Below are 21370 nucleotides of genomic sequence, written 5' to 3'. Positions count from 1 at the left end.
CTCCTCCAAACGCGCTATTATACTTCAAGTTCGTTCGTCTGAATTAAATAGCGCATAACTTCAATTACAGCTACGTATAAATCTTCTGGAATCGTCTCATCTTCCTCGACTTGATAATATAAAGAACGAGCAAGCGGACGGTTTTCCACCATTGGTATTTCTTGTTCACGGGCAAGCGTTCGTATATATAACGCGAGCTCATCTTCCCCTTTTGCAACGACAATTGGTGCTGCATCAACGTGTTTATTGTAACGAAGTACGACCGAAATATGAGTCGGATTGTTTACAATAAATGTTGCGCCATCCATCTTCTTCGCAATTGTTCCTTGCAAGATTGCATGCATAAAGTTTTTTCGTTTCCCTTTTACTTGCGGGTCCCCTTCATTATCTTTATGCTCTTGTTTCACTTCTTCTTTTTTCATCTTAATATCTTGCTCGTACTCCCATTTTTGATAAATGAAATCAATAATAGAAAGAACGATTAAAATAATTAAAATTGCTAAGAAAATAAATTTAATTTGCCTAATAATTTCAGTAAGTGACGCAGTCCAGTTAAATCCAATCATGCTCACGATTTTCTCTAAATTCTTTTTAAAAAGAACGTAAGCGACGTAACCGATTAATCCCATATAAAACAGTGATTTCAAAATATCTACTAAACTTTTACGACTAAACAGTCTCGTGAAATAGTTTTTCGGATTAATACGTGATGCTTTCGGTTTAATGACTTTAGAAGAAAATAGGAACCCGACTTGAATCATATAATTGAATAAATGAAAAGCGTATACGAGTATTAATATCGGAGCCGATACTTTCAGTAATAAAATCCCCATTAAATAAAAATACTCGGTTGAATCTGTATTTTTTCCAATTTGATCAAACAGCACCGCTACGGAATTTGCAATCTCATACCCTAGCCAATCTCCGAAGAAATAAACGACAACTGCTAATACGAGAATGGAAAATAAATTATTTAAATCTTTACTCCGGGCAATATTCCCTTCTTCACGCGTTTTTTTACGCTTCTGCGGGGTGGCCTTTTCTGTTTTATTATCCTTTGCCATGCGCGTCCCCCTACTTCGTTAAGAAAAAGTTAAATAGTTTCGTATACTCTTCAAGTAATACATCCGTCATATTTTTAAACACATAACCGAGCATCGGTACACTCATCGCAATAAACAAAATCCCACATGTAATTTTAATTACGTATGCATTCATAAAAACGTTTAATTGCGGAGCGTTTTTTGCAATTAAAATTAGAACAAAGTTAATGATGAATAAACTTCCCATAAGCGGAAGAGCAATTTCAACCGCTGATGTGATCGCAAATAATAGCGTTGCGAGTAGACTATCTAAGAAACTAGTCGTCAACAATTTTGAAATCGCCTCTGTATATTGAAACGACTTTAAAATCGTGGCAACGAAATAATTAATGCCGCCAAGTGAAATAAAAATAATGAGAAAAAATATATCAAAAATGGTTGATAGTAAAGTAGACTGTGAGCCCGCATTTACATCAAACAAACTTGCTTGTGATAAACCGATATCAAAGTCTAAAATATGCCCGGCCATTTTCGGAATGTTCCACAGCATTTCTACAATTTTTGAAAGTGATAATCCAATTACAATTTGCGTTCCTGCATAAGCTGCAACGTCCCAAACTGTCTTGATGTGAGAGACATCCACTTGATCAGCCACTGTAATTGAAAGAGCAAGTCCAACTGTAACCTTCGCCATTGCTGGAATGGATCGTCCTGAGAAAAACGGTAAAAAATATAAAAATGAAGTAATGCGGCAAAACGCAAAAAACGTTGCCGCCCATAATTCCATATTCATTTCAGTTCACCTATCTTAGTACGAACGCAATAGCGATGGGATTTTATCAAATAAATCTAAAATAAGTGTCGTTAACTCTTGGAACATCCACGGACCTAAAATGATAATAACGAGGACAATACTCGCCATTTTCGGTAAAAACGTCAGCGTTTGCTCTTGAATTTGCATCATCGCCATAATGACAGCGATGATAATAACGACAATCATACTTACGCCGGCAACCGGCATTAAAATCATAACCCCTTTATAAAAAAAGGTTTGAAAAATATCTATAATTGGTGACGTATTCATTTATATGACTCCTATCACATAGCATCAAACGCTTCAGGCGACCGTTTTAAACATAATGTCGACGATTTTTGTATATCCACCTAAATATACGAAAACGAGTATTTTAAACGGTAAACTTAAAATCATCGGCGGTACCATCATCATCCCGAGGTACATTAAAAGTGTACTAATAATCAAATCTATAAATACAAACGCTAAATAAATGAACATCCCTGTCAGTAAACCTTTTTGAATTTGCGTTAACGTAAAGGATGGTACGAGCGTAAATAGTGAAAGATCTTTCAAATCTTTCGGCAACTCTTCTCCGCGTACTTTCAGCATCATTTTTAAATCATGCTTATACGTATGCTTTGACATATATTCTTTCATAATAGGAGCTGTCGTTTCCGCAGCTTGACTTACTGTTATTTTCTCTTTCGTCATCGGATCCCACACATCACTCTTCAGTTGCCCGAGTACAGGCTGCATCGTAAAGAGTGATAAAAATAATGCAAGTCCAACAAGCACTTGGTTTGGTGGTAAATTCATTACCCCAAGTCCTTGACGTGTAATCCCTAGAACGATCATAAAATAAGTAAAATGTGTAAATAATAGAACGATAGAAGAAGATAATGATAAAAGGGTAACGAGCGCAAATAGTTGTACACTTGAATTACTCGTAAACTCTTTTCCATTTTCGAAATTAATAAAACCGTTCGGGGCTGCATACGCTGGATTTACAAAAATAATTGAAAAAACGATAGAAAATACGAAAATAACGGCTAATAATGATAACTGTTTCTTTATTCTCATGATGGATCCTCTACTTTTTTCGTTTCACTCTTCACCGCGTCTTCTAGTGCTTGTTGAAACTGATTTCCTGTTCCGGTTAATTGCACAGACTGCACACCGTTATTACTAATAACAGTGAACACTTGCTTTCCGTCCACTTCAAATAAAAAGGCACTCGTTTGATGATTTAAATAAACGCCGTCTTTTACTTGAATATGGCCATTTTCACCCTGCTTAAAAAACTGCTGTTTGCGCGTCTTTTTCGTCATATAATATGCACCGTAACCGAGCGCACCAAACAGTAAAACGACTTGAAATAAGGTCGTCATATACGACATATGACTCCTCCTCTACTCTTTATCTTGCATTTGACTTTGCGCTTTCATAAGCGCCGCTTGTTTCTTATCAGCTTCAATTTCAGAAATGATAATACCGAATTTCTCGTCCATTACGATTGCTTCACCGATGCCGACTTTCATATTACTTAAATACACATCTACTTTATGTCCTAAGTTTTTCTCTACTTCAAGAACATCGCCAACTTTTAACTGCTTTACATCACCAAGTGTAATAGATGACTTTCCAAGCTTTACACCAAGTTCAATCGAAATATCTGAAACAGTATCAATATGTGCTTTACCTGCTTCATTTCGCTTTCCTGCAAAATCTTCTAATCCCATTAATGACACGGGAGATACTTCATGCTTCATATGGATCCTCCTACTCTACAAAACTTTTAAATAGGAGCGCCTTACGCGTTCCATCTTTTCCAATAAAACAATTAAATTTATGCTTTCCATCTACATAACCAAGTAATTCATCCGAAACTTTCGTATGAAGCGGAATAATATCGCCTTCTTCAATTTGTTCAATCTCACTCATTGTCATTTTCTGCTCACCAATTGCAACGTGAACAGGTTTGTACACTTGATTTACTTTCATTTCCACTTCAGACGTATACTTTTTACGCTTGTCTGAAGAATGTTCGACAATATTTTCAGACGTTAACTTATCCATAATTTCTTCAACAGATAAGAATGGAATCCCGATACGCACCGTCGTATTCCAAAAATCTGTTTTCATATTTACGTTAAGTAATGAAATGATATCGCTCGCTGTCGTAATCTTTAATGCATTCGGATCTGTTTCCGTCGTTACAAATTTCGGTTCAATGGCAACAACACTTTCAAATGATTGCTCTAAATTTTTACAAAGAAGCAAGAATATATTATCAAGCGTTAAAAACTCAAATGCTGTTAACGGTCTGCGCATCGTAAAGTTACGCTTACTATCTCCGCCAAGCCAACATTCATGAATATAAATAACGAATGCTAAATCAATCTCAATAACAATTTCTCCAAGCTCTGGTAAACCGAGATCAATTACACAATATAAATAATAATCTTTCGGCATTTTCTCCACATACTCACTCGTAAATGGAACTTGCTCAACCGTTGAAGGCTCTAGTTCAATTGGAATACGCATACGCGCTGATAACGTCTGTGACGTCTGTTTCCCAAACGTAGAAGCAATCGCTTGCAAACTACGTAAATGCTCAACACCGAACTTCTCTGGTCTATTAAAATCATACTCTTGAAATTTCTCTTGCTTTCCTGCTTCTTGTGCGAAAGCTGGCATTTCCTCGCCTTCATTTACCGCCTTCAGCAGGGCATCAATTTGCTCTTGGCTTAATTTTTCGCCACTCATGACAATCCCCTTCCCTACCTTTTCAATTCAACGATTTCAACGTACATCTTTCCATTCTTCGTCAAAATCTTTCCGGTTCCAATCTCTTCATTCTCAAGCATAAGACGCACCGTATTTTTCGTTGAATTTTCAAGACGATACAATGTACCTTTCGTAATATGAAGCAGATCTTCAATTTTCTTTTTCGTATTTCCGATTTCAAAATAAATTGTTAACGGAATATCATCTTGTAATTTCAAATCTAGCCAACTCCCATATCATGTTCACGAAAATTTCATGTTCTCTCTATATATGAAACTTCTTATTTTGAAACGTCGATATTTAATATTTTTTTAATATATCCTTGCGTTTCTTTAAATGGCGGTACGCCTCCGTACTTTCTCACATTCCCAGGACCAGCATTATAAGAAGCAAGTGCCAATACTAAGTCGCCGTTATTTTTCTTTAAATAACCGCTTAACTCTTTCACGCCACCTTCAATACTTTCAGCTGGTGAAAAGGGATTCTTCACACCCATCTCCTTGACATTCGCTGGCATAAGCTGCATAAGTCCCATCGCACCGGCATGTGACACCGTTTTCGGATTAAAATTAGACTCTACTTCAATCATTTTTTGAATTAACGTTTTCGGAATTCCATATGTACGACTTACACGATCAATAATATCCTCATACTTCCCTTCATTGGAAGAACGTATTTTTTGAATATTATACTTCTTCGTTAATTCCCACGTATCAGCAGCCTCATTTTTCGTTTCTGGGAAACGTCGTTCAAACTCTTTTTGCGCAACTTGCACTTCATCTGCTTTCTTCGTTTCAACCTTTTCTTCAAGCTTACTCGCTTCCTCTACTTTATTAATAGTTTCTGCCGGTTTATTAACAACCGCTTCTATTTTCGTAGATTGTACCGGCTGACTCATATCTTCTACTTTTGCCGGCTGCGTAGTAGCCTTCGTCTCCTTCGCAGGTTCACTCTGCAACTTCTCTTGAAAACGACTACTAACAAATGCTTGTGGACTACTTAGCTTTTGCTGAATTTGCCCTTTCTTATATGCAAGCACTTCTTTTACTATATTTCCAACTATCATAATATCACCTTTTCGGTAAACAAAGATAATCTAATATTAGAGTTTTTTTTAAAGTTTGCAATAATCCTTTTAATAATTATGTAATAAAAAAATGAATATATTGTTAAACTGTTATTTTTTTATATTTATTAATTCGAATTTTTAGTTGACAGCCGCTATGACAGGGATTACAATAAATCTCGAAATTGATTTTTTCGCATATTACCGTTTTTCAATTTGCAGAAAAGTCAATATAAAAAAATGGGGGTTCTTAATTATGAGAATTAATACAAACATTAACAGTTTACGTACGCAAGAATACATGCGTCAAAACCAATCAAAAATGAGCAATTCTATGGATCGTTTATCAAGCGGTAAACGTATCAACAACGCTTCTGACGATGCTGCTGGTCTTGCAATCGCAACTCGTATGCGTGCACGTGAAAGCGGTCTAAATGTAGCAGCTAACAACACACAAGACGGTATGTCATTAATCCGTACAGCTGATTCAGCAATGAACTCAGTATCTAACATCTTACTTCGTATGCGTGACATCGCTAACCAATCAGCTAACGGTACGAATACTGATTCAAACAAATCTGCACTACAAAAAGAATTTGATGAATTACAAAAACAAATCACTTACATTGCAGACAACACTCAATTTAATGATAAGAACTTATTAAAAGAAGATAGCGAAGTTAAGATTCAAACACTTGATTCAAGTAGTTCTGAACAACAAATTGGTATTAATTTAAAAGCAGTTACTCTTGAAAAATTAGGAATTGATAAAATTTCTATTGGTGCTGTTGCTGGTGCTGGTGCTGGTGCTGGTACTAAAATTGAACAAAAAGACATTGACGCAGTTACTAAAGGAATTGCTGACTTAACAAAAGATTCTAAGGATGCTGATGTTACAGCTATTAAAGATGCTCTTAATAACATCAAAGGGAGTATGGACGCTACACAAGTTAAAGGTATTGAAGATGCTCTTAAAGGATTTAAAACAGGTGCAGCAGATGATACTGCAGCTGGCGTAGATGATATTAAAGCTGCTTTAAAAGCAGCTGTACTTCCTAAAGCAACAGATGCAGCTGAAAAAGATAATGCTTTAGAAGCTGTTAAAGCAATTGATAAAGCTCTAACAACAGTTGCCGACAACCGTGCAACTCTAGGTGCTACATTAAACCGTCTTGACTTTAACGTAAACAACCTTAAGAGCCAATCTTCTTCTATGGCTTCAGCTGCTTCTCAAATCGAAGACGCTGACATGGCGAAAGAAATGTCTGAAATGACTAAGTTCAAAATCTTGAACGAAGCTGGTATCAGCATGCTTTCTCAAGCAAACCAAACTCCACAAATGGTTTCTAAATTATTACAATAAGCCATTTGAGTTAGTTTCCTGAATAAACCTCTCTGCTTGCAGAGAGGTTTATTTTTTCTATATAGATAGATTGAAAGATTTTTTTAGCTTAAAGAGAAGCTCTAGCCATATTTAGTAGCGGTCAGGGCCTATTTTATTCTCGTTCCGTGTATGAAAACAAAAAGATAAAGTGAGCATAAGTCTCTTTTTCTCTTCATAACCGTTTATTAGCTTTAGAACACTGACTATATCAATCTATAAGGAGTGTCTATTATGCGTATTGGTACGAATGTTTTAAGTATGAATGCTAGGCAGTCGTTGTATGAGAATGAAAAGCGTATGAATGTTGTAATGGAGCATTTGGCGACTGGTAAGAAGTTAAACCATGCTTCTGATAATCCCGCTAATGTTGCAATTGTGACTCGTATGCATGCGAGAGCAAGTGGTATGCGCGTGGCGATTCGTAATAATGAGGATGCAATATCGATGCTTCGCACGGCCGAAGCTGCCCTTCAAACTGTGACGAATATTTTACAGCGTATGCGTGATTTGGCCGTTCAATCCTCAAACGGTACAAATTCAAATAAAAACTGTCATTCGCTGAATAAAGAGTTTCAGTCTTTAACAGAACAAATTGGCTATATTGGCGAGACGACTGAGTTTAATGATTTATCTGTATTTGACGGTCAAAACCGCCCTATTACATTAGACGATATCGATCATACGATAAATATGACGAAACATATTCCCCCTTCCCCTACACAACACGACATCAAGATTTCAACAGAACAAGAAGCCAGAGCGGCGCTCCTTAAAATTGAAGAGGCTTTGCAAAGTGTGTCACTTCATCGTGCCGACCTTGGTGCAATGATAAATCGTTTACAGTTTAATATTGAAAATTTAAATAGCCAAAGTATGGCGTTAACAGATGCTGCATCTCGAATTGAAGATGCAGAAATGGCGCAGGAGATGAGTGATTTTTTAAAGTTCAAATTATTGACTGAAGTTGCAATTAGTATGGTTTCACAAGCGAACCAAATTCCGAAAATGGTCTCTAAACTACTACAATCTTAAAAATGAATCTTCCATCTTTGGAACGATTCCATACAAAACAAAAGGGAAATACATATAAACTATGTATCTCCCTTTTATTTTGTACCCAAATTTTATTACTGTGTTACCGTCATAACTTGTCCGCTACGGTCAACCATTATTTTCATTTTTCCGTCTTGTGCATTATATAGCCCTAGTTTATGTAATTCCATTTTACAATCTTGTACGAAAGTTGGTAATTTACGAATTTGATCAATATCAGAACTTGTAATGAAATGAATTAAAAGCTGCGTCATGCCTTTAATATCTTGTACAAGCTCTTCTTTCTCTCGTTTTAGCCTTTCATTTTCTAGTTGTAACGACTGCAATTCACCTTCTAGACTACGTGTATTCTTTGCTTCTCTAGAACGCCCTGCTGCCATGCTAGAAAGCTTATAAATACCTTCCATAAACTGATGTAGTTCGTCTTCTTTCCTTTCACTACATTGATTAATTGTTTCAAAGTTATCAACGATACCAGATATAACTGTTACAAGATTTTTTTCATCCTCTTTATGCTGGATTTCTTCTTTTAATTCGTACTCGTTTTCTTGTTTTCTTGCAACGATTGTCTCTTTTACTGGTATATATTTTCGCTTTCGTCCTGGTTTTTGTTTTTCAATATTTTCAAACGGTATTTCACGTTTTTTCAATTTATAATACGTATTTTGCAATTGACTTTCTGTTTTTGGAAAAAGGTTTAGTTCATTTTTACTTACGTATTTTGAAATATTTAAAATGTTTAACCCGTGACGTTGACAAAATTGATACACTTCATACAGTAGCTCTAGTTCAGACTTCAGCCATGTAATTGCTGATTTTTCATATGCTCGCATCCCGCCATTTTTTTCTATATCTATTTGAAATAATACCATTCTATTATGTAAATCAACTAACTCTTCATACTTTACTTGGAATTCTTTTTCTATTTTTTTTAATTCCGCTTCTAGTTGCATATCGTTCATTTTATTATTTGACATGTTTTGTAAAAGACCTAATACATTAATTGCTGTGTGGTGATACATAATCTGTGCCACTCCCCCTCATCCTTTCACAATTCTCATCTGACTCCCATGTCTTTTAAGAAAATAGCAATTTTTACATATCCATATTATAACAGTTCGAAATTATCTGTCAAATAATTAACATACAAAAATGTATAGAAAGTATAAAAATTTGGAAAATGTTTTTTTATTAATATGTAAAATTGCATATTAATTACATTTAATTATATTATATGGTATTTTGAATGTTTTTTCACCGAAAAAATTTGCGTTACCACGAAATGTTACTCAAGTAATCAAAAAAATACGTTCACTTATATTTTTAAATCAAAAATCTCTAAATAAAGATTATTCACACATACAGCGACAAACACCCAAGAAACCTTTCATTTTTCTACCAATTTAAAGTATATAATACTAAAAAGGAACTAGCCAATACTACACATGGCTAATTCCTTCCTCTCTCTAACAAAATAGAGTTATAAACCCAGTCTTCAAAACCTCAATCGAAGTCTCGCTTCTTCTAAAGCTATCTCGGCGGCTATCTCGTCCCATTTACCTAAAAAACACTCCATATCTCTGGTCTTACATCGCATGGGTCTCTATTAGGCACTGACCGCTGCCACACATAGCTAGTTCCTCTATTCCAGCTAAAAAAGTACTTTTCTTACAACACTAACTTATCAACTAAACCAATTAGCTCTTGAATATCTGGCTTACTTACTTGAGCATTTGCTCCTACAGCTTCACCTTTATGGAATAATTCATTTGTAATTAATGAAGAGAAAATAATGACTGGTAAACGATTCATTACTTCACTATCCTTAACCACTTTCGTTAAATGATGTCCATCCATTTTTGGCATTTCAATATCCGTAATTAGCAAGTGAATATGCTCAAACATTTTTTCGCCTTGCTCTTTCGCTAATTTTTCAATTTGCGCTAACGCTTCTGCACCATTGCTGAAGAAGTTCATTTTTGTATATCCAGCTGATGATAATGTTTCTTCTAATATTTGGCGAAGCATCGCTGAATCTTCCGCAATGTAAATTACTTTTTCAGCTCGATCTGTTTTTTGTTCTAATCCTGCAATTGATTTATTGTCATAACCAGTGCCGCTAATTTCACATACAATTTTTTCATAATCTAATAGTAAGATGATTTTTCCATCTAGTTTTACAATACCAGATGTCGTTTCTTCTAGTCCCATAGATAATGAAGCTGGTTCATCAATTTGTTCCCACGAAATACGTTGAATACGATGCACTTCATCAACGCGGAAAATAACTTTCATTTGGTTTAATTCTGAGATGATAAATTTCGTTTGATCAAGTGGCTTTGTTGACTTTAAATTAAGAGCCATCGCTAAGTTAATAACAGGTAAAATTTCACCACGTACTTGAACAACACCTTCAACTGCATGATGAGATTCTGGCACAGTTGTAACAGGGAATGGATTAATGATTTCACGTACTTTCATTACATTAATACTAAATAGGTTTTCACCAACAGTGTACGTAACAATCTCTAATTCATTTGTTCCGCTTTCTAATAAAATACTTTGTGCTTGTGACATAAAGGTGTCGCTCCCCTTCCATTAATTCCGTATATCTAATTATTAAGCTTTATAAAAGAGAAAAAGTCAACTACCTATATAAAAAATATAGATAGTCGAACGATTCATTTTATAAAAAAACAATTAATCTTGTATAAACGAAGCAAGTGCCTCTAATAAAACTTCTTGTGCACCTACAATTTCCGTCGGCATTGCTTCCCATTTTTTCGAAAGCTCTGTCTCTACTCTTATTCTCAGTTCAGAATTCATTTCTGCTAGCACATATTCTTTCGTTGCTATATCAACATCAAGTAGCGCAAGTGCATATAATTCCGGGTCATTTATTTTTTCGAATAATCGCTTTAATACTACCGGTGCTATATGTTTTAATTTTTCAATATGAATTTCCTTATCCGAAAATAGTAACTCATATTGAATAAACGTAACATTTTCTTTAATCACTTTAAAATAACAATTATTTTTTTTATCATTCACAAAATAACCGTTTGGATCTGCGATAATACTTTCTACTTTACGAATTAAATCTGGCAAACTATTCGCCGCCATTACAGTCCGCTGCTCAACCTCACTCGGCGAAATGAATGTAACGCGATACTTATTTTGCGCCATCCTCCTCACCTCTCCTTTTATAAAAATCTATTGTCACATACTATCCAGTAGGCACTGTCCTACTATGAAATGATTATCTCATCCCCAACTATCTCAGTACGCCTCCATAGCTCTATTCTTACAACTAGGAGCTCTTCTGGACCATAACTGTTTATCCACACTAAACTTTGCTTACCTCTTCTTATACTACCCTAGTAACTCTCCATACCTTTGTCCTTACACACCAGTCGAGGCCCTATTAGGCACTAACCGCTCAAAAACAACGCTGGGTCCTCTCGTCAACCCTAAAAAGAGCTTTTTAGATTTTTTAAGAACTTTTCAATAACTCTATGTTATTAAACCAAAACGCTATCTGCTGATCCGTAATATTTGGCAACATAACAAAAAACTCACGACACTTCATCTCATCCTTAAACAGTTGATACTTCCAAACACTATCGCTACCAACACTTATGAAATAAAACTCATGGATACGGCCAATGATTGCTTGTTTTTCGCCAAATGAATACGGAGGCACTTGCTTAATTTCAAATTGATCTGGTAAATATACATGCTCTTCTCGTTCTATTTTTAATACTTGCTCGGCAAGTTCACGTTTATTTTCGAAAAAAGGCAATTGTAAAATTCGCTCTTGTCTTGTCATACGAATAAAAAACCCTTTCTACTCCATTACATTTTTTCCATGCGATATATTATCGAATTAAGTTTACAACTTCATTTAATACTTCATCTGAAACTTTAATTACTTTCGCATTTCCTTGGAATCCGCGTTGGTATAACATTAAGTCAACGAATTCTACAGATAAATCTACGTTAGCACCTTCTTGTGCACCACCGCGTACTTTACCTGCACCGTTTTGACCAGATGTACCAAGAGCTAAAATACCTGTTGTATTCGTTGCTGTATAGTTACCATTACCTGTTTTCATTAGTCCGCCTTCGTTCGGGAACATTGCAACAGCTAATTGACCTGCAGATTTCATACTTCCATCAGAATATTTTACCATTACGTATCCACCGTCAGCAATGAGGCAATCTTTAACCGTCGCTGCTGCTCTACCATCTACGTCTGTTACTGATAATGTTTTATCTGTTGGATGATTTGTTAAATGGCTTAAGTCTAATTTTATAGAACCGCCATCAAATGGAATATTGGCTCCTTGCTCTTTCGGATTTGGATTTCCAACAGCATCAAATGTCATATTACCACCTGCACCTGGAACATCTTTAAACTCTGTTTCTTTTTTCGAGTCATTGCGCATTTGTACTTTATATGTATAGTTATGTTCACTCGTTTGTTTAAACTCTACACGCATTGTCCATGTATTCCCCGCATTATCATATACAGGTAAATCTTGTGTAATTTGTTTTTCACCAGTTGGAATATTCCCTTTAATTGTCCCTTTCGATGTTCGAATACCACCAATTGCTGTTCCCATTGGAATTTGCAACGGTCCTGGAATTCCAGATAAATCAACTTCACCAGTTGCCTCATTTGCAGGGTATGCAAACACGTATTGACCTTCAGTATTCGTAATATAGTAATCTGAAGATATCCCAAACGTACCTTTACGAGTAAATTCCATATTTCCGCCTTTTGAATCACCTACAACGAAGAAACCATTACCTTCCATTGCGGCTTGTGTTTTGCCACCTGTTAACGTAATTGTACCATCACTATAATCCGTAACAGTACCACTCATTTTCACACCGTTACCAATACTTTTCGGATTCGTTCCTGCGTATTTACCGTCACCTTTTGCACCAATCGAATTGTTATATAGTAAATCATCAAACATTGCTTTTTGTTTTTTATAACCTACTGTTTGTGCATTGGCAATATTATTTGAAGTTACACTTAATGCATTTTGTGTTGCATTCATCCCTGTAATACTTGTATATAACGCTTTAATCATAACGTATGGACACTCCTTATAAATTTGTAGTTTTTACTTCTTCAGTTACTTTTTGATCGTCTTTCTTTGCGTCTTCTGGGTTCGTTTCCCCAATCGGTTTATCAGACACTCTCTCAACGAAACGAAGAGAGACAACTTTATTATTAATAACGAGCTGTACATCGTTATTTTCCGCAAGACGAACCGTTTCTACTTGACCGGTTACTTTGTTTCCGTCACCGTCAACACCTCTTACGTATTTCCCTAAAAACTTCATTCCACCATCAAGTGCTGTTGAATACATCGTTGATTGCAGCTTATCTACTGCTTTCGTCATATTCTGTACTTGTTCCATAAGAGATAACTGCGCTGTCTGATTCATCATTTGATTCATATCCATCGCATTAAATGGATCTTGATGTTGGAAACTTGATAAAAACAATTTTAAGAAATCATCTTTCCCCATTACCCCAGGAGTCTTTTGCGCTCCTGCTGAAACTCCATTACTTTGTTGCACTGGCGATTGTACACCATTAACAGGTACATTACTTTTTTGCGCTCCTGCTTGTAACGGAATATGATTTGTACTCGTTGTATTTAATCCAACTGTTGGCACGCTTTATTCCTCCAATAATCCCGCAAATTCTGTTGATTGTTGTTTTTCATGATTTGTATTTGCTAATTTCTGTTTTTGCCTTTGGTCTTGTTCTCGCTGTTCTTTGCGATTTTCATCTTTATCTGAATAGCTAATTTGAATATTGATTTCTTTTTCTTTTAACTTTAATCTCAATTCATCAAAAATGATTTCAACACGTTTTTTCGCATCGTGTTTTTCCATTTCTACGTGAACGTCAATTTGATCTCCGTGTTTTTTCATAAACACTGTTAATGTACCAAGTTTTTCTGGATTTAACTGGAATAAAACACGTTCTTGTTTCACTACAAATTTTTGCAACGCTTCTACTTGCGCTTCCATTTTCTTTCCTAAGTCAGGTAATGAAACTTTCTCAGCACCACTATTTGATTTCCCTACTTGTTCGGTACTCGTCGTTTTATTTAATAATTCTGCACCTGCAGAGCTCGAATCGTTTAATGCATCAACCTCAGGCAACTCTACCTTTGTATCATCGCTCTCAAGTTTCGGAAGATCTACGTCTTTAAACTCTTCCTGTCCCTTTGCAATATTACAAGTTTCTGTTTCTACAGCCTTCAATGCTTGCATCGCTTGCTCTGGCATCTTCATTTTGTCCAATACCATTTGCATTGTATCTTCTAAACATATAGCATTTTTGATATTCATATTTGAAAGAAGTTCTTGTAATTGTTGTAATTCAGCTGCCGGTAATTCACTAAGTTTAATATTGCCATATTCTTTATATAGCTCTTGTATTTTTTGTATGTATTGATATAACAATTCCGGCTGCACATGTAATTGCTCAATTGCAATCATTTGCTCAGATACAGCTAATAACAACTGTTCTGTCTCTTTTTTCTTCTTTCTTTACAATAGGTTCTTCTTTTGTTGCCAATTTTTTAGAAAGAATATAATCTTTTCTCTCTTCTTTTGGTGCTTCTTCTCGTTTCGTTTTCTCCGTTTGCGGCTGTTTTTTATTTTCCATTCTCATCGTACGATCGAATGAAGAATCTTCATTTTTTGATTGTACTTCTAGCCCTTTTTCTTTTTGCGGAGGTAAACTTTGTTGCACCGGTAATACAGACTGTATCACTACATTCACCTCATCCATTCATACACATTTTCAAATCCAGAAGCATTTTTTCTTCCAGCTTTTCTTGTTCTTTCGCAAGCTTTTTGCAATCTTCTTGATACATCTCATCAATGACACGTTCTTTTTCTTTTACTTGCTCTAAAAGGCTTTCATTTTTTTGAATAAAACCTTCCGTTTTTTTAATTTTTCGATTCCATTCTTCTATTCTTTCAGGTGAAAACGTATGTGAAGAAAGCATGCCAGCCATAATACGTTGCCCAGTTTGTACGACTTTACTACGCGATTTCACAACATATAAATCATATTCTTTTTTTGTTCTATTTTTCTTTTTTCAGCTGTTAATTCATACACTTCTTTTAAAATATGTTCTTTTTCTTGGTTTATTTGCAATTTTATTGTGTCGTACTGCTGTTTATCCACCTGTTTTCATAGCCCCTTTCTATTATAACGTTCTCTTTTTCTATTATATAGTTTTTTTCCAAAAAAATCTGTGAAATATTAAAAAACAAAAAAATAAGACCTCTTGGGCAGAGGCCTTATACTATATGCTGTATCGCTTCAACGATATCATCAAATTGGAAACTATCCGATCGACCTTGCTTTAAAAATGTATTTATGCCTTCTACTTTATTTTTACATTCAAAAATATAAGCATTTTCTTCATTTTCTTGAATCGTTCCTAGCTTAAAATACAATTCATTTTCTTTATAAATTGATAAAATCTTTCTCATTTCATTTGCAAGTTGCCAATGATGTGGCGAAACAATTTCTTCCATAATCCTACTTACTGAATCTAATACTGAAATTGCAGGATAATGACTAAGCGTTGCAAGCTCACGCTTTAATACGATATGTCCATCTAAAATACCACGTGCTAAATCTGGTACAGGACCATTTAAATCGTCCCCATCAACAAGCACCGTATAAATACCTGTTATAGATCCCTTTTGTGTTTTTCCGGAACGCTCTAACAACTTCTTCATATAACTTTCCATTAACAGTGTTTTACCACCAATCGGTAACTCTTTAACAGCAATATCAACACTTCTTCGTGCATCGGCAAAACGAGTAACAGAGTCCATCATAAGTAATACGTTATTACCTTGATCACGGAAGTATTCAGCAATAGACGTTGCGAGTTTCGCTGCACGAAGTTGCATAAGATGACTTTCATCTGACGTCGCTACAACAACGACGCTTTTTCGCATACCTTCCTCGCCTAACTCTTTTCGAATAAAGTCTTTTACTTCCCGACCACGTTCCCCTACTAAACTAATAACGTTTATATCAGCTTTTGCATTTTTTGCTATCATTCCAAGTAAAGTTGATTTACCAACACCTGACCCAGCAAAAATACCAATCTTTTGACCGATACCAATTGTTAGCATAGAATCAATTGATTTTATTCCTGTTTCAAATACATCGGTAATCTCTTCACGTTCAAATGCATGTATAGGCGGTGCATCTAGTTTTATTTTCTGTAATGGAATGTTTTCAGCTTCCTCATTTAACACTTCACCATTTGCACTTAACACTTTTCCGAGCAAGTGATTACCACGTGGTACAACAACATCTTCTGAAACTAATGTCACTGAATCTCCATAACATACTTTTTCTGTCTGTTCAAATGGAAGTAGCATATTATTTTCTTTTTCAATGGCAATCACTTCACATAAGACGTTATGTTCTCCAACGAAGCAAACATCTCCAATCTTCGCTTTCGGCCCTTTTGCTACGAAAAACTGTTCTTGTACACTATGAACTTTGCCTACTTTCGTATACAGCGGTGTTTCAATGAACTTATTCCATTTTTCGTTCTCATTCATTAACAGGCGGCTCATACATTTTGCTCCTCAAATAACTTCTCTTCTTCCCATTTCTGACGAAGTTTCGCAAATATAGGTGCAAATTTAAATTCAAAGAACTCTTTCTCTTCTTCCAGAACAAATTCACCAAATTGCAGGGAGAAATCATATTTCCATTCTACTAATTGTAGTAACCAATATTCTTTCGTATTCTCCTTCTCTTCTTGAATACGTTCAAACGTTTCTGGATGTACTGTAATGATTAATTTTTCAAACGAAGTTGGCAATGTTTGCACGATGCCAGTTAAAATAGGTAACACATCAAGCAATCGTGAATCTACCGCTTGATTCACGATTTTTTCTGCTAAATGAAATGATTGATCCCATAATAACTCTGTCCATTCATATGCTGTTTCTTGTTGTTCTTTTTGAAATTGCACACGCGCTGCTTCCATCTGTTCCATTTGCTCATGAATATGCATTTGAAATTGTTCTTTATCTTGTAATAACTGCTGCCGCTCTCGTTCTAGCATTTGCTTCTCTTGCCTTAGCTGATTCATTTCCATATGTAACGATTCTTGCTGGGCGCGAAGTTCTGCATGATCAGCTTGTAATTCTTCCTCTTCTATTTGAACTGAAGCTGGTTTTGGAAATTGTAATTCATACGTTTCTTCAGAAAAAGAAACAGAATTCTTCGGAATTCTGTTTTTAAATAAGGACATCCTCTTCACCTCTTTGAACGATAATTCTTCCTTCTTTCTCTAGCTTTTTCACTGTACCAGTGATCGTTTGCTGCGCTTTTTCAGCATCCGTCATCTTAAGCGGTCCTAAGCCATCTAATTCTTCTAGAATCATCTCTTTACGGTTTGAAGACATACATGTAAATAATTTCTCTTTAATTTCTTCTTTTGCAATTTTAAGTGCTTTCGCAAGAACACCGTTATCTGTAATTTCTTCTAATACACGGCGAAGCGCAAGATCTTCAAGACCAAGTAAGTCTTCAAAGACAAACATATTTTCTTTAATTTTCTCAGATAACTCATAATCGACTTCATCCAGCTTTTGAAAGACTGTTTTTTCAACACCTCGTGAAACATTATTTAAAATATTTACGATTGTTTTCAAGCCATCAGTTTTATTAATTGCACTAAATGCCATATTATTTAATTTCGATTTTAACAACTCACCAATTTGATTAATTAACTCACCATCAACTTGTTCTAGTTTCGCTATACCCATTACCGTTTCAACGCGCTTATGATCTGGCAATCTCTCAATTAATTGAGACGCAAGTTGCGGTTTAATATAAGAAGCGATAATTGCAATTGTTTGTGGTGACTCATCATTAAGCACTGTAAGAAGTGGCTCTAAATCTGTAAGTGAATTTAAGAACTCAAACGGATTATCTTTGTTATACCAAAGATCTTCCAATAATTTTTCCAGTTCGTCTTCTGGCATGTTTTTAAATATGCGACGAATGTATTCTTTATCTGGAGTGACTAAGTTCAATTCTTTTACATTTAGTTCATATAAGAACTCTCCTAGTACATTTTCTAATGTTTCTGGTTTGTATACACGAAACTTTGCGATTTCACGAAGTAATACTTCTTTTTCCTCAGCTGTCATATATTCTATGACTTTTGCTGCCACCCCTTCTTCTAATGTACGAATAAGGATGGCAGCTTTTTCTTTGGAGGAGATTTCATCTAACATCGTTGTTCCTCCCTTACTGTCCGTTTAACCATTTTTTAATTACTTTTGCAGTTCCTTCTACATGTTCTTTCGTAGCATCCTGCACTTGTTCATCTAACGTTGGTTCTTTCGGTTCTTCTGGTTCAGGTTTTGGCTCTGGCACTATTTTTTCTTCAGGAATTTCCAAGATACTTTCATTACTTGCAGCAATTTCCTCTTCTGCTAAGTATTCTTCATATTCCTCTTCTTCTTTCTTTCTCTTACGTCTTGCTAATAAGAACCATACTAGGCCACCAATCGCTAATAAGCCAGCTGTAATTCCACCGAATAACCACCAATTCATACCACTTTTTTCTGGCTCTTTCTCTTTTTCGGCTTTCGGCTGATCGAACTGAACAGTTACAACGTTAACTTGACCATTTATAAAGTTACCGTTCGGATCAGCTTGAAGTCCTGCCGCTGTTCCGATCGCTTCTTTAAAAGTTGTCATATCAATTTTACGTTTTACTAGCGTATCATTATCTACCCATACAACAACATTTGTTTTCGTTAATTCTGGGTGTTTCTTAATTGTTTCAACTGTTTTATCTATTTCATAGTTTTCGATTTTGTTACCATTTTTATTATCGTAGACAACTTTACCATTTTGATTATTGTTCGTACCGTAGTTTGGCACTTCACCGTTCGCTGTAATACCAGCACCTTGCTTCGTATCTGCCCCTTCTTGCGCGGTAGAGCTTTCCTCTTGTTCTTGTTTACTACGAAGTACACCTTTATCACCATACTTTTCTGACTGACGTGTAACTTCATCGTAGTTTACAGATACTTTCGTATTCACTTTATATTCATTCGGTTTAAACATCGTCATTAACGTTGCATCAATATCTTGCTTTAATTTACCTTCAAGTTGGTGCTGCATCTCTACTTCTTTCTCATAAGAAGAGGAACTACTAGAATGTGCTTCATCTGCTCCTTTTGAGATAACACCTTTTTTACTATCAATAACACTTACTTCTTCTGCTTTCACACCAGGAACCGCTGCACTAATCATTTGCTGTATACCTGCAACTTGATCAGCTGTTAACAATTGGCCACGTTTCACTCCAACCGTAATCGCCGCTGTTCCTTTTGCTTTTTCTTCATCAAAAATTGTCTCTTTTTCAGGCAATGTAATTTGAACATTTGCCGTTTCAACTGTCGCAAAGTTTCTTACAATATCTTGCTCCAATTGCTTCTTCGTACCGACAATTTGCTTCATTTTTTTATCTTGTTCACTTGAACCGAGCGAGCTTTCTAATAAAATTTCCTCACCGCTTTTCGAATTAAACGGTAAGCCCATCCCATTCATTTCTTTTCGAACCCATGGAGCATCATTCTTTTGCACACGAATTGAACCATCGGCCGCTAATTGGTAATCGACACCTAACTTCGATAATTCTGCTGTAATCTCTTGTTTATCTGCATCATTTAAATTTTGATATACAACAACATATTTATCTGGCAAGGTGAAGTATAAAAGTGCTCCTGTTACAATCGCTAAAAGCGCAGCACCGATTACTAACTTATGCCACGTTTTTAACGATTGGATAACATTTTTCATCTTTTCCATTTAAACACACCCGTCCACTTTCCTAAATTTGCATATTAATTAGTGACTTATAATTTTCAATAAGATTATCACGTACGAGAGCAGCCGTTTTCATTTGAGACTCAGCTTTCTTTTGCTGAATTAAAACGTCATGTGTTTCTCCTACCCCTTTAGTTAGTAAATCATATACTGCTGTTTGTGCATTGTTTTGTGTTTGATTCATATCTTCCAATAAATCAATAAACTTTTTCCCCTCAACTACAGATGTTTGAGAAGTTTTCGGTGCACCAATTGACTGAATTGCTCCAAATGGTTGTGTATGTAACATTGGTTGAATTTTCATATTACTATCTTCCCCCTTATCCTCGGCCGATTTCTAAATCTTTATCAAGCATTTTTTTATTCGCATTTAATACACTCGTATTCGCTTCATACATTTTTTGAGCAACCATTACATTCGTCATTTCAGCAGTTACATCAATATTGGGATAACGTACATATCCTTCTTCATTTGCGTGCGGATGGGTCGGATCATACACTAAATTTTCCGTTTTATCTGCTTCAATACTTTTTATTTTTACTCCGTTAGTAGGAGCCCCATCTAGCATACTTGCAAAACTATTGTTTGATTCTAGCACCACACTACGACGCTCATATAAATCTGCCCCCGGAGCCGCCGTCGTATTTGCATTTACAATATTGTTAGAAGTAACTTCCATCCACTTTCTCGCTGTCGTTAGTCCTGAGCCACTTGCATTAATTGCCTGAAACATCCGTTGTCTCTCCTTCTACTTTTAACGTCCGCGTGCCGCTTGGTTAATTGCATATTGTGTATTAATTGCGTTAACTGAAATACCGTATAACTGATTTGCTTTCATTAAATCTAGCATTTCTGTCGTTACATCCACACTATTTCCGTCTTTATTCGTTTGCATTGATTTTGTTTGAATCTTTGCATATGTATTTTTCGTATTTACTGTCGGCAAGTGCATTTCATTCGTTTGATATAAATCTGGATTACTCTTTAAATCAGCCGCATTGTTTTTATATAACGCACTACTTTTATTCATCTGCTCAGCAAATGTTACATCTTGTGCTTTATAGCCAGGTGTATTCGCATTTGCAATATTACTAGAAACCGTATTTCGTTTCGTCACTAAATAATTCATATAATGGCTTACATCACTCACTAAATCTGGCATATTCCACACCCTTCCTTTTCTAACTTAATGATCCACTGATAGAAGTTTCACTTCATTATTTATTTTCTTATATGCATTTATTAAAATATTTACTATTATGTACCCTTACATATTTTATTCCATTTTTTCATTGTTGTCTTTAGAAA

General features: G+C 35.5%; 24 protein-coding genes and 2 pseudogenes. 2 read left to right on the top strand and 24 right to left on the bottom strand.

The features are described from left to right. Window positions 1-17 precede the first annotated feature (17 nt). From flhB to N2V80_RS08370, 9 genes are all read right to left on the bottom strand, one after another. Window positions 18-1064, bottom strand: a complete 1047-nt coding sequence (gene flhB, locus N2V80_RS08410; protein ID WP_061655902.1) for a flagellar type III secretion system protein FlhB — start codon at window positions 1062-1064, stop codon at window positions 18-20. 10 nt (window positions 1065-1074) lie between these two features. Further along, entirely contained in the window at window positions 1075-1836 is a 762-nt protein-coding gene (locus N2V80_RS08405) for a flagellar biosynthetic protein FliR (RefSeq protein ID WP_001055718.1), read from the bottom strand. A gap of 15 nt (window positions 1837-1851) precedes the next feature. Further along, on the bottom strand, window positions 1852-2127 hold the full coding sequence (locus N2V80_RS08400) for a flagellar biosynthetic protein FliQ (RefSeq protein WP_001098085.1): 276 nt from the start codon (window positions 2125-2127) through the stop codon (window positions 1852-1854). 33 nt (window positions 2128-2160) lie between these two features. Further along, window positions 2161-2919 (bottom strand): flagellar type III secretion system pore protein FliP, encoded by a 759-nt coding sequence (locus N2V80_RS08395; RefSeq protein WP_001220582.1) that lies wholly within the window; start codon window positions 2917-2919, stop codon window positions 2161-2163. After that, on the bottom strand, window positions 2916-3236 hold the full coding sequence (locus N2V80_RS08390) for a hypothetical protein (RefSeq protein WP_000121176.1): 321 nt from the start codon (window positions 3234-3236) through the stop codon (window positions 2916-2918). Before N2V80_RS08390 ends, N2V80_RS08395 begins: the two co-directional genes overlap by 4 nt. A gap of 12 nt (window positions 3237-3248) precedes the next feature. Then, complete coding sequence (gene fliN / locus N2V80_RS08385) at window positions 3249-3608, bottom strand: flagellar motor switch protein FliN (protein ID WP_000680010.1); 360 nt, start codon at window positions 3606-3608, stop codon at window positions 3249-3251. A gap of 10 nt (window positions 3609-3618) precedes the next feature. Continuing rightward, window positions 3619-4605: a flagellar motor switch protein FliM gene (gene fliM, locus N2V80_RS08380; RefSeq protein WP_000012356.1), complete on the bottom strand. Its 987-nt coding sequence runs from the start codon at window positions 4603-4605 to the stop codon at window positions 3619-3621. A gap of 14 nt (window positions 4606-4619) precedes the next feature. Continuing rightward, entirely contained in the window at window positions 4620-4844 is a 225-nt protein-coding gene (locus N2V80_RS08375; RefSeq protein WP_000775712.1) for a flagellar motor switch protein FliN, read from the bottom strand. A 62-nt stretch (window positions 4845-4906) separates the two neighbouring features. Then, on the bottom strand, window positions 4907-5692 hold the full coding sequence (locus tag N2V80_RS08370) for a lytic transglycosylase domain-containing protein (RefSeq protein ID WP_061655903.1): 786 nt from the start codon (window positions 5690-5692) through the stop codon (window positions 4907-4909). Window positions 5693-5948: 256 nt separating this feature from the next. Between N2V80_RS08370 and N2V80_RS08365 the strand changes: the two genes are divergently transcribed. Further along, window positions 5949-7055, top strand: coding sequence for a flagellin N-terminal helical domain-containing protein (locus N2V80_RS08365; RefSeq protein WP_061655904.1), 1107 nt, complete (start codon window positions 5949-5951; stop codon window positions 7053-7055). Between the two features lie 252 nt (window positions 7056-7307). Then, window positions 7308-8108, top strand: a complete 801-nt coding sequence (locus N2V80_RS08360) for a flagellin N-terminal helical domain-containing protein (RefSeq protein WP_061655905.1) — start codon at window positions 7308-7310, stop codon at window positions 8106-8108. A 95-nt stretch (window positions 8109-8203) separates the two neighbouring features. On the opposite strand, the gene N2V80_RS08355 is transcribed toward N2V80_RS08360, so the two are convergent. The 15 genes and pseudogenes from N2V80_RS08355 to flgB all read right to left on the bottom strand — a co-directional run bounded on the left by N2V80_RS08355 (window position 8204) and on the right by flgB (window position 21224). Next, complete coding sequence (locus N2V80_RS08355) at window positions 8204-9151, bottom strand: DNA-binding domain-containing protein (protein WP_000274675.1); 948 nt, start codon at window positions 9149-9151, stop codon at window positions 8204-8206. Between the two features lie 646 nt (window positions 9152-9797). After that, window positions 9798-10706, bottom strand: a complete 909-nt coding sequence (locus N2V80_RS08350; protein ID WP_000075943.1) for a chemotaxis protein — start codon at window positions 10704-10706, stop codon at window positions 9798-9800. A gap of 123 nt (window positions 10707-10829) precedes the next feature. Then, on the bottom strand, window positions 10830-11315 hold the full coding sequence (locus tag N2V80_RS08345; RefSeq protein ID WP_000068301.1) for a hypothetical protein: 486 nt from the start codon (window positions 11313-11315) through the stop codon (window positions 10830-10832). A gap of 307 nt (window positions 11316-11622) precedes the next feature. Then, a complete protein-coding gene (locus N2V80_RS08340) occupies window positions 11623-11958 on the bottom strand; it encodes a DUF3964 family protein (RefSeq protein ID WP_000198167.1) in 336 nt (111 codons plus the stop codon). Window positions 11959-12007: 49 nt separating this feature from the next. Then, on the bottom strand, window positions 12008-13231 hold the full coding sequence (locus tag N2V80_RS08335; RefSeq protein WP_000588322.1) for a flagellar hook protein FlgE: 1224 nt from the start codon (window positions 13229-13231) through the stop codon (window positions 12008-12010). A gap of 16 nt (window positions 13232-13247) precedes the next feature. Further along, window positions 13248-13826, bottom strand: coding sequence for a flagellar hook assembly protein FlgD (locus N2V80_RS08330; RefSeq protein ID WP_001143461.1), 579 nt, complete (start codon window positions 13824-13826; stop codon window positions 13248-13250). 3 nt (window positions 13827-13829) lie between these two features. After that, window positions 13830-14937 (bottom strand): annotated as a pseudogene (locus N2V80_RS08325) (flagellar hook-length control protein FliK). Window positions 14938-14947: 10 nt separating this feature from the next. Beyond that, a pseudogene (locus N2V80_RS08320) lies at window positions 14948-15357 on the bottom strand (cytoplasmic protein). Between the two features lie 116 nt (window positions 15358-15473). Then, the gene (gene fliI, locus N2V80_RS08315; protein ID WP_000088693.1) at window positions 15474-16778 is read right to left on the bottom strand and encodes a flagellar protein export ATPase FliI; all 1305 of its coding nucleotides are present in this window, start codon (window positions 16776-16778) and stop codon (window positions 15474-15476) included. Next, window positions 16775-17464 (bottom strand): FliH/SctL family protein, encoded by a 690-nt coding sequence (locus N2V80_RS08310; protein WP_000051691.1) that lies wholly within the window; start codon window positions 17462-17464, stop codon window positions 16775-16777. The genes fliI and N2V80_RS08310 overlap by 4 nt, the downstream gene beginning before the upstream one ends. Continuing rightward, window positions 17451-18455 carry a flagellar motor switch protein FliG gene (fliG, locus tag N2V80_RS08305; protein WP_000883364.1) on the bottom strand — a complete coding sequence of 335 codons (1005 nt, stop codon included), beginning with the start codon at window positions 18453-18455 and terminating at the stop codon, window positions 17451-17453. Before fliG ends, N2V80_RS08310 begins: the two co-directional genes overlap by 14 nt. A 13-nt stretch (window positions 18456-18468) precedes the next feature. Continuing rightward, on the bottom strand, window positions 18469-20043 hold the full coding sequence (locus N2V80_RS08300) for a flagellar M-ring protein FliF C-terminal domain-containing protein (protein WP_000413926.1): 1575 nt from the start codon (window positions 20041-20043) through the stop codon (window positions 18469-18471). A 22-nt stretch (window positions 20044-20065) separates the two neighbouring features. Continuing rightward, entirely contained in the window at window positions 20066-20365 is a 300-nt protein-coding gene (gene fliE / locus N2V80_RS08295; RefSeq protein ID WP_000701672.1) for a flagellar hook-basal body complex protein FliE, read from the bottom strand. A gap of 16 nt (window positions 20366-20381) precedes the next feature. Beyond that, entirely contained in the window at window positions 20382-20795 is a 414-nt protein-coding gene (gene flgC / locus N2V80_RS08290) for a flagellar basal body rod protein FlgC (protein WP_000484680.1), read from the bottom strand. A gap of 21 nt (window positions 20796-20816) precedes the next feature. After that, complete coding sequence (flgB, locus tag N2V80_RS08285; protein WP_001113109.1) at window positions 20817-21224, bottom strand: flagellar basal body rod protein FlgB; 408 nt, start codon at window positions 21222-21224, stop codon at window positions 20817-20819. Window positions 21225-21370 lie beyond the last annotated feature (146 nt).

The organism is Bacillus sp. FSL W8-0640 (genome assembly GCF_038007725.1).
Lineage (GTDB): Bacteria > Bacillota > Bacilli > Bacillales > Bacillaceae_G > Bacillus_A > Bacillus_A cereus.
The sequence above is the reverse complement of the archived record's forward strand: the minus strand, read 5'-3'. Positions and strand labels throughout refer to the sequence as shown.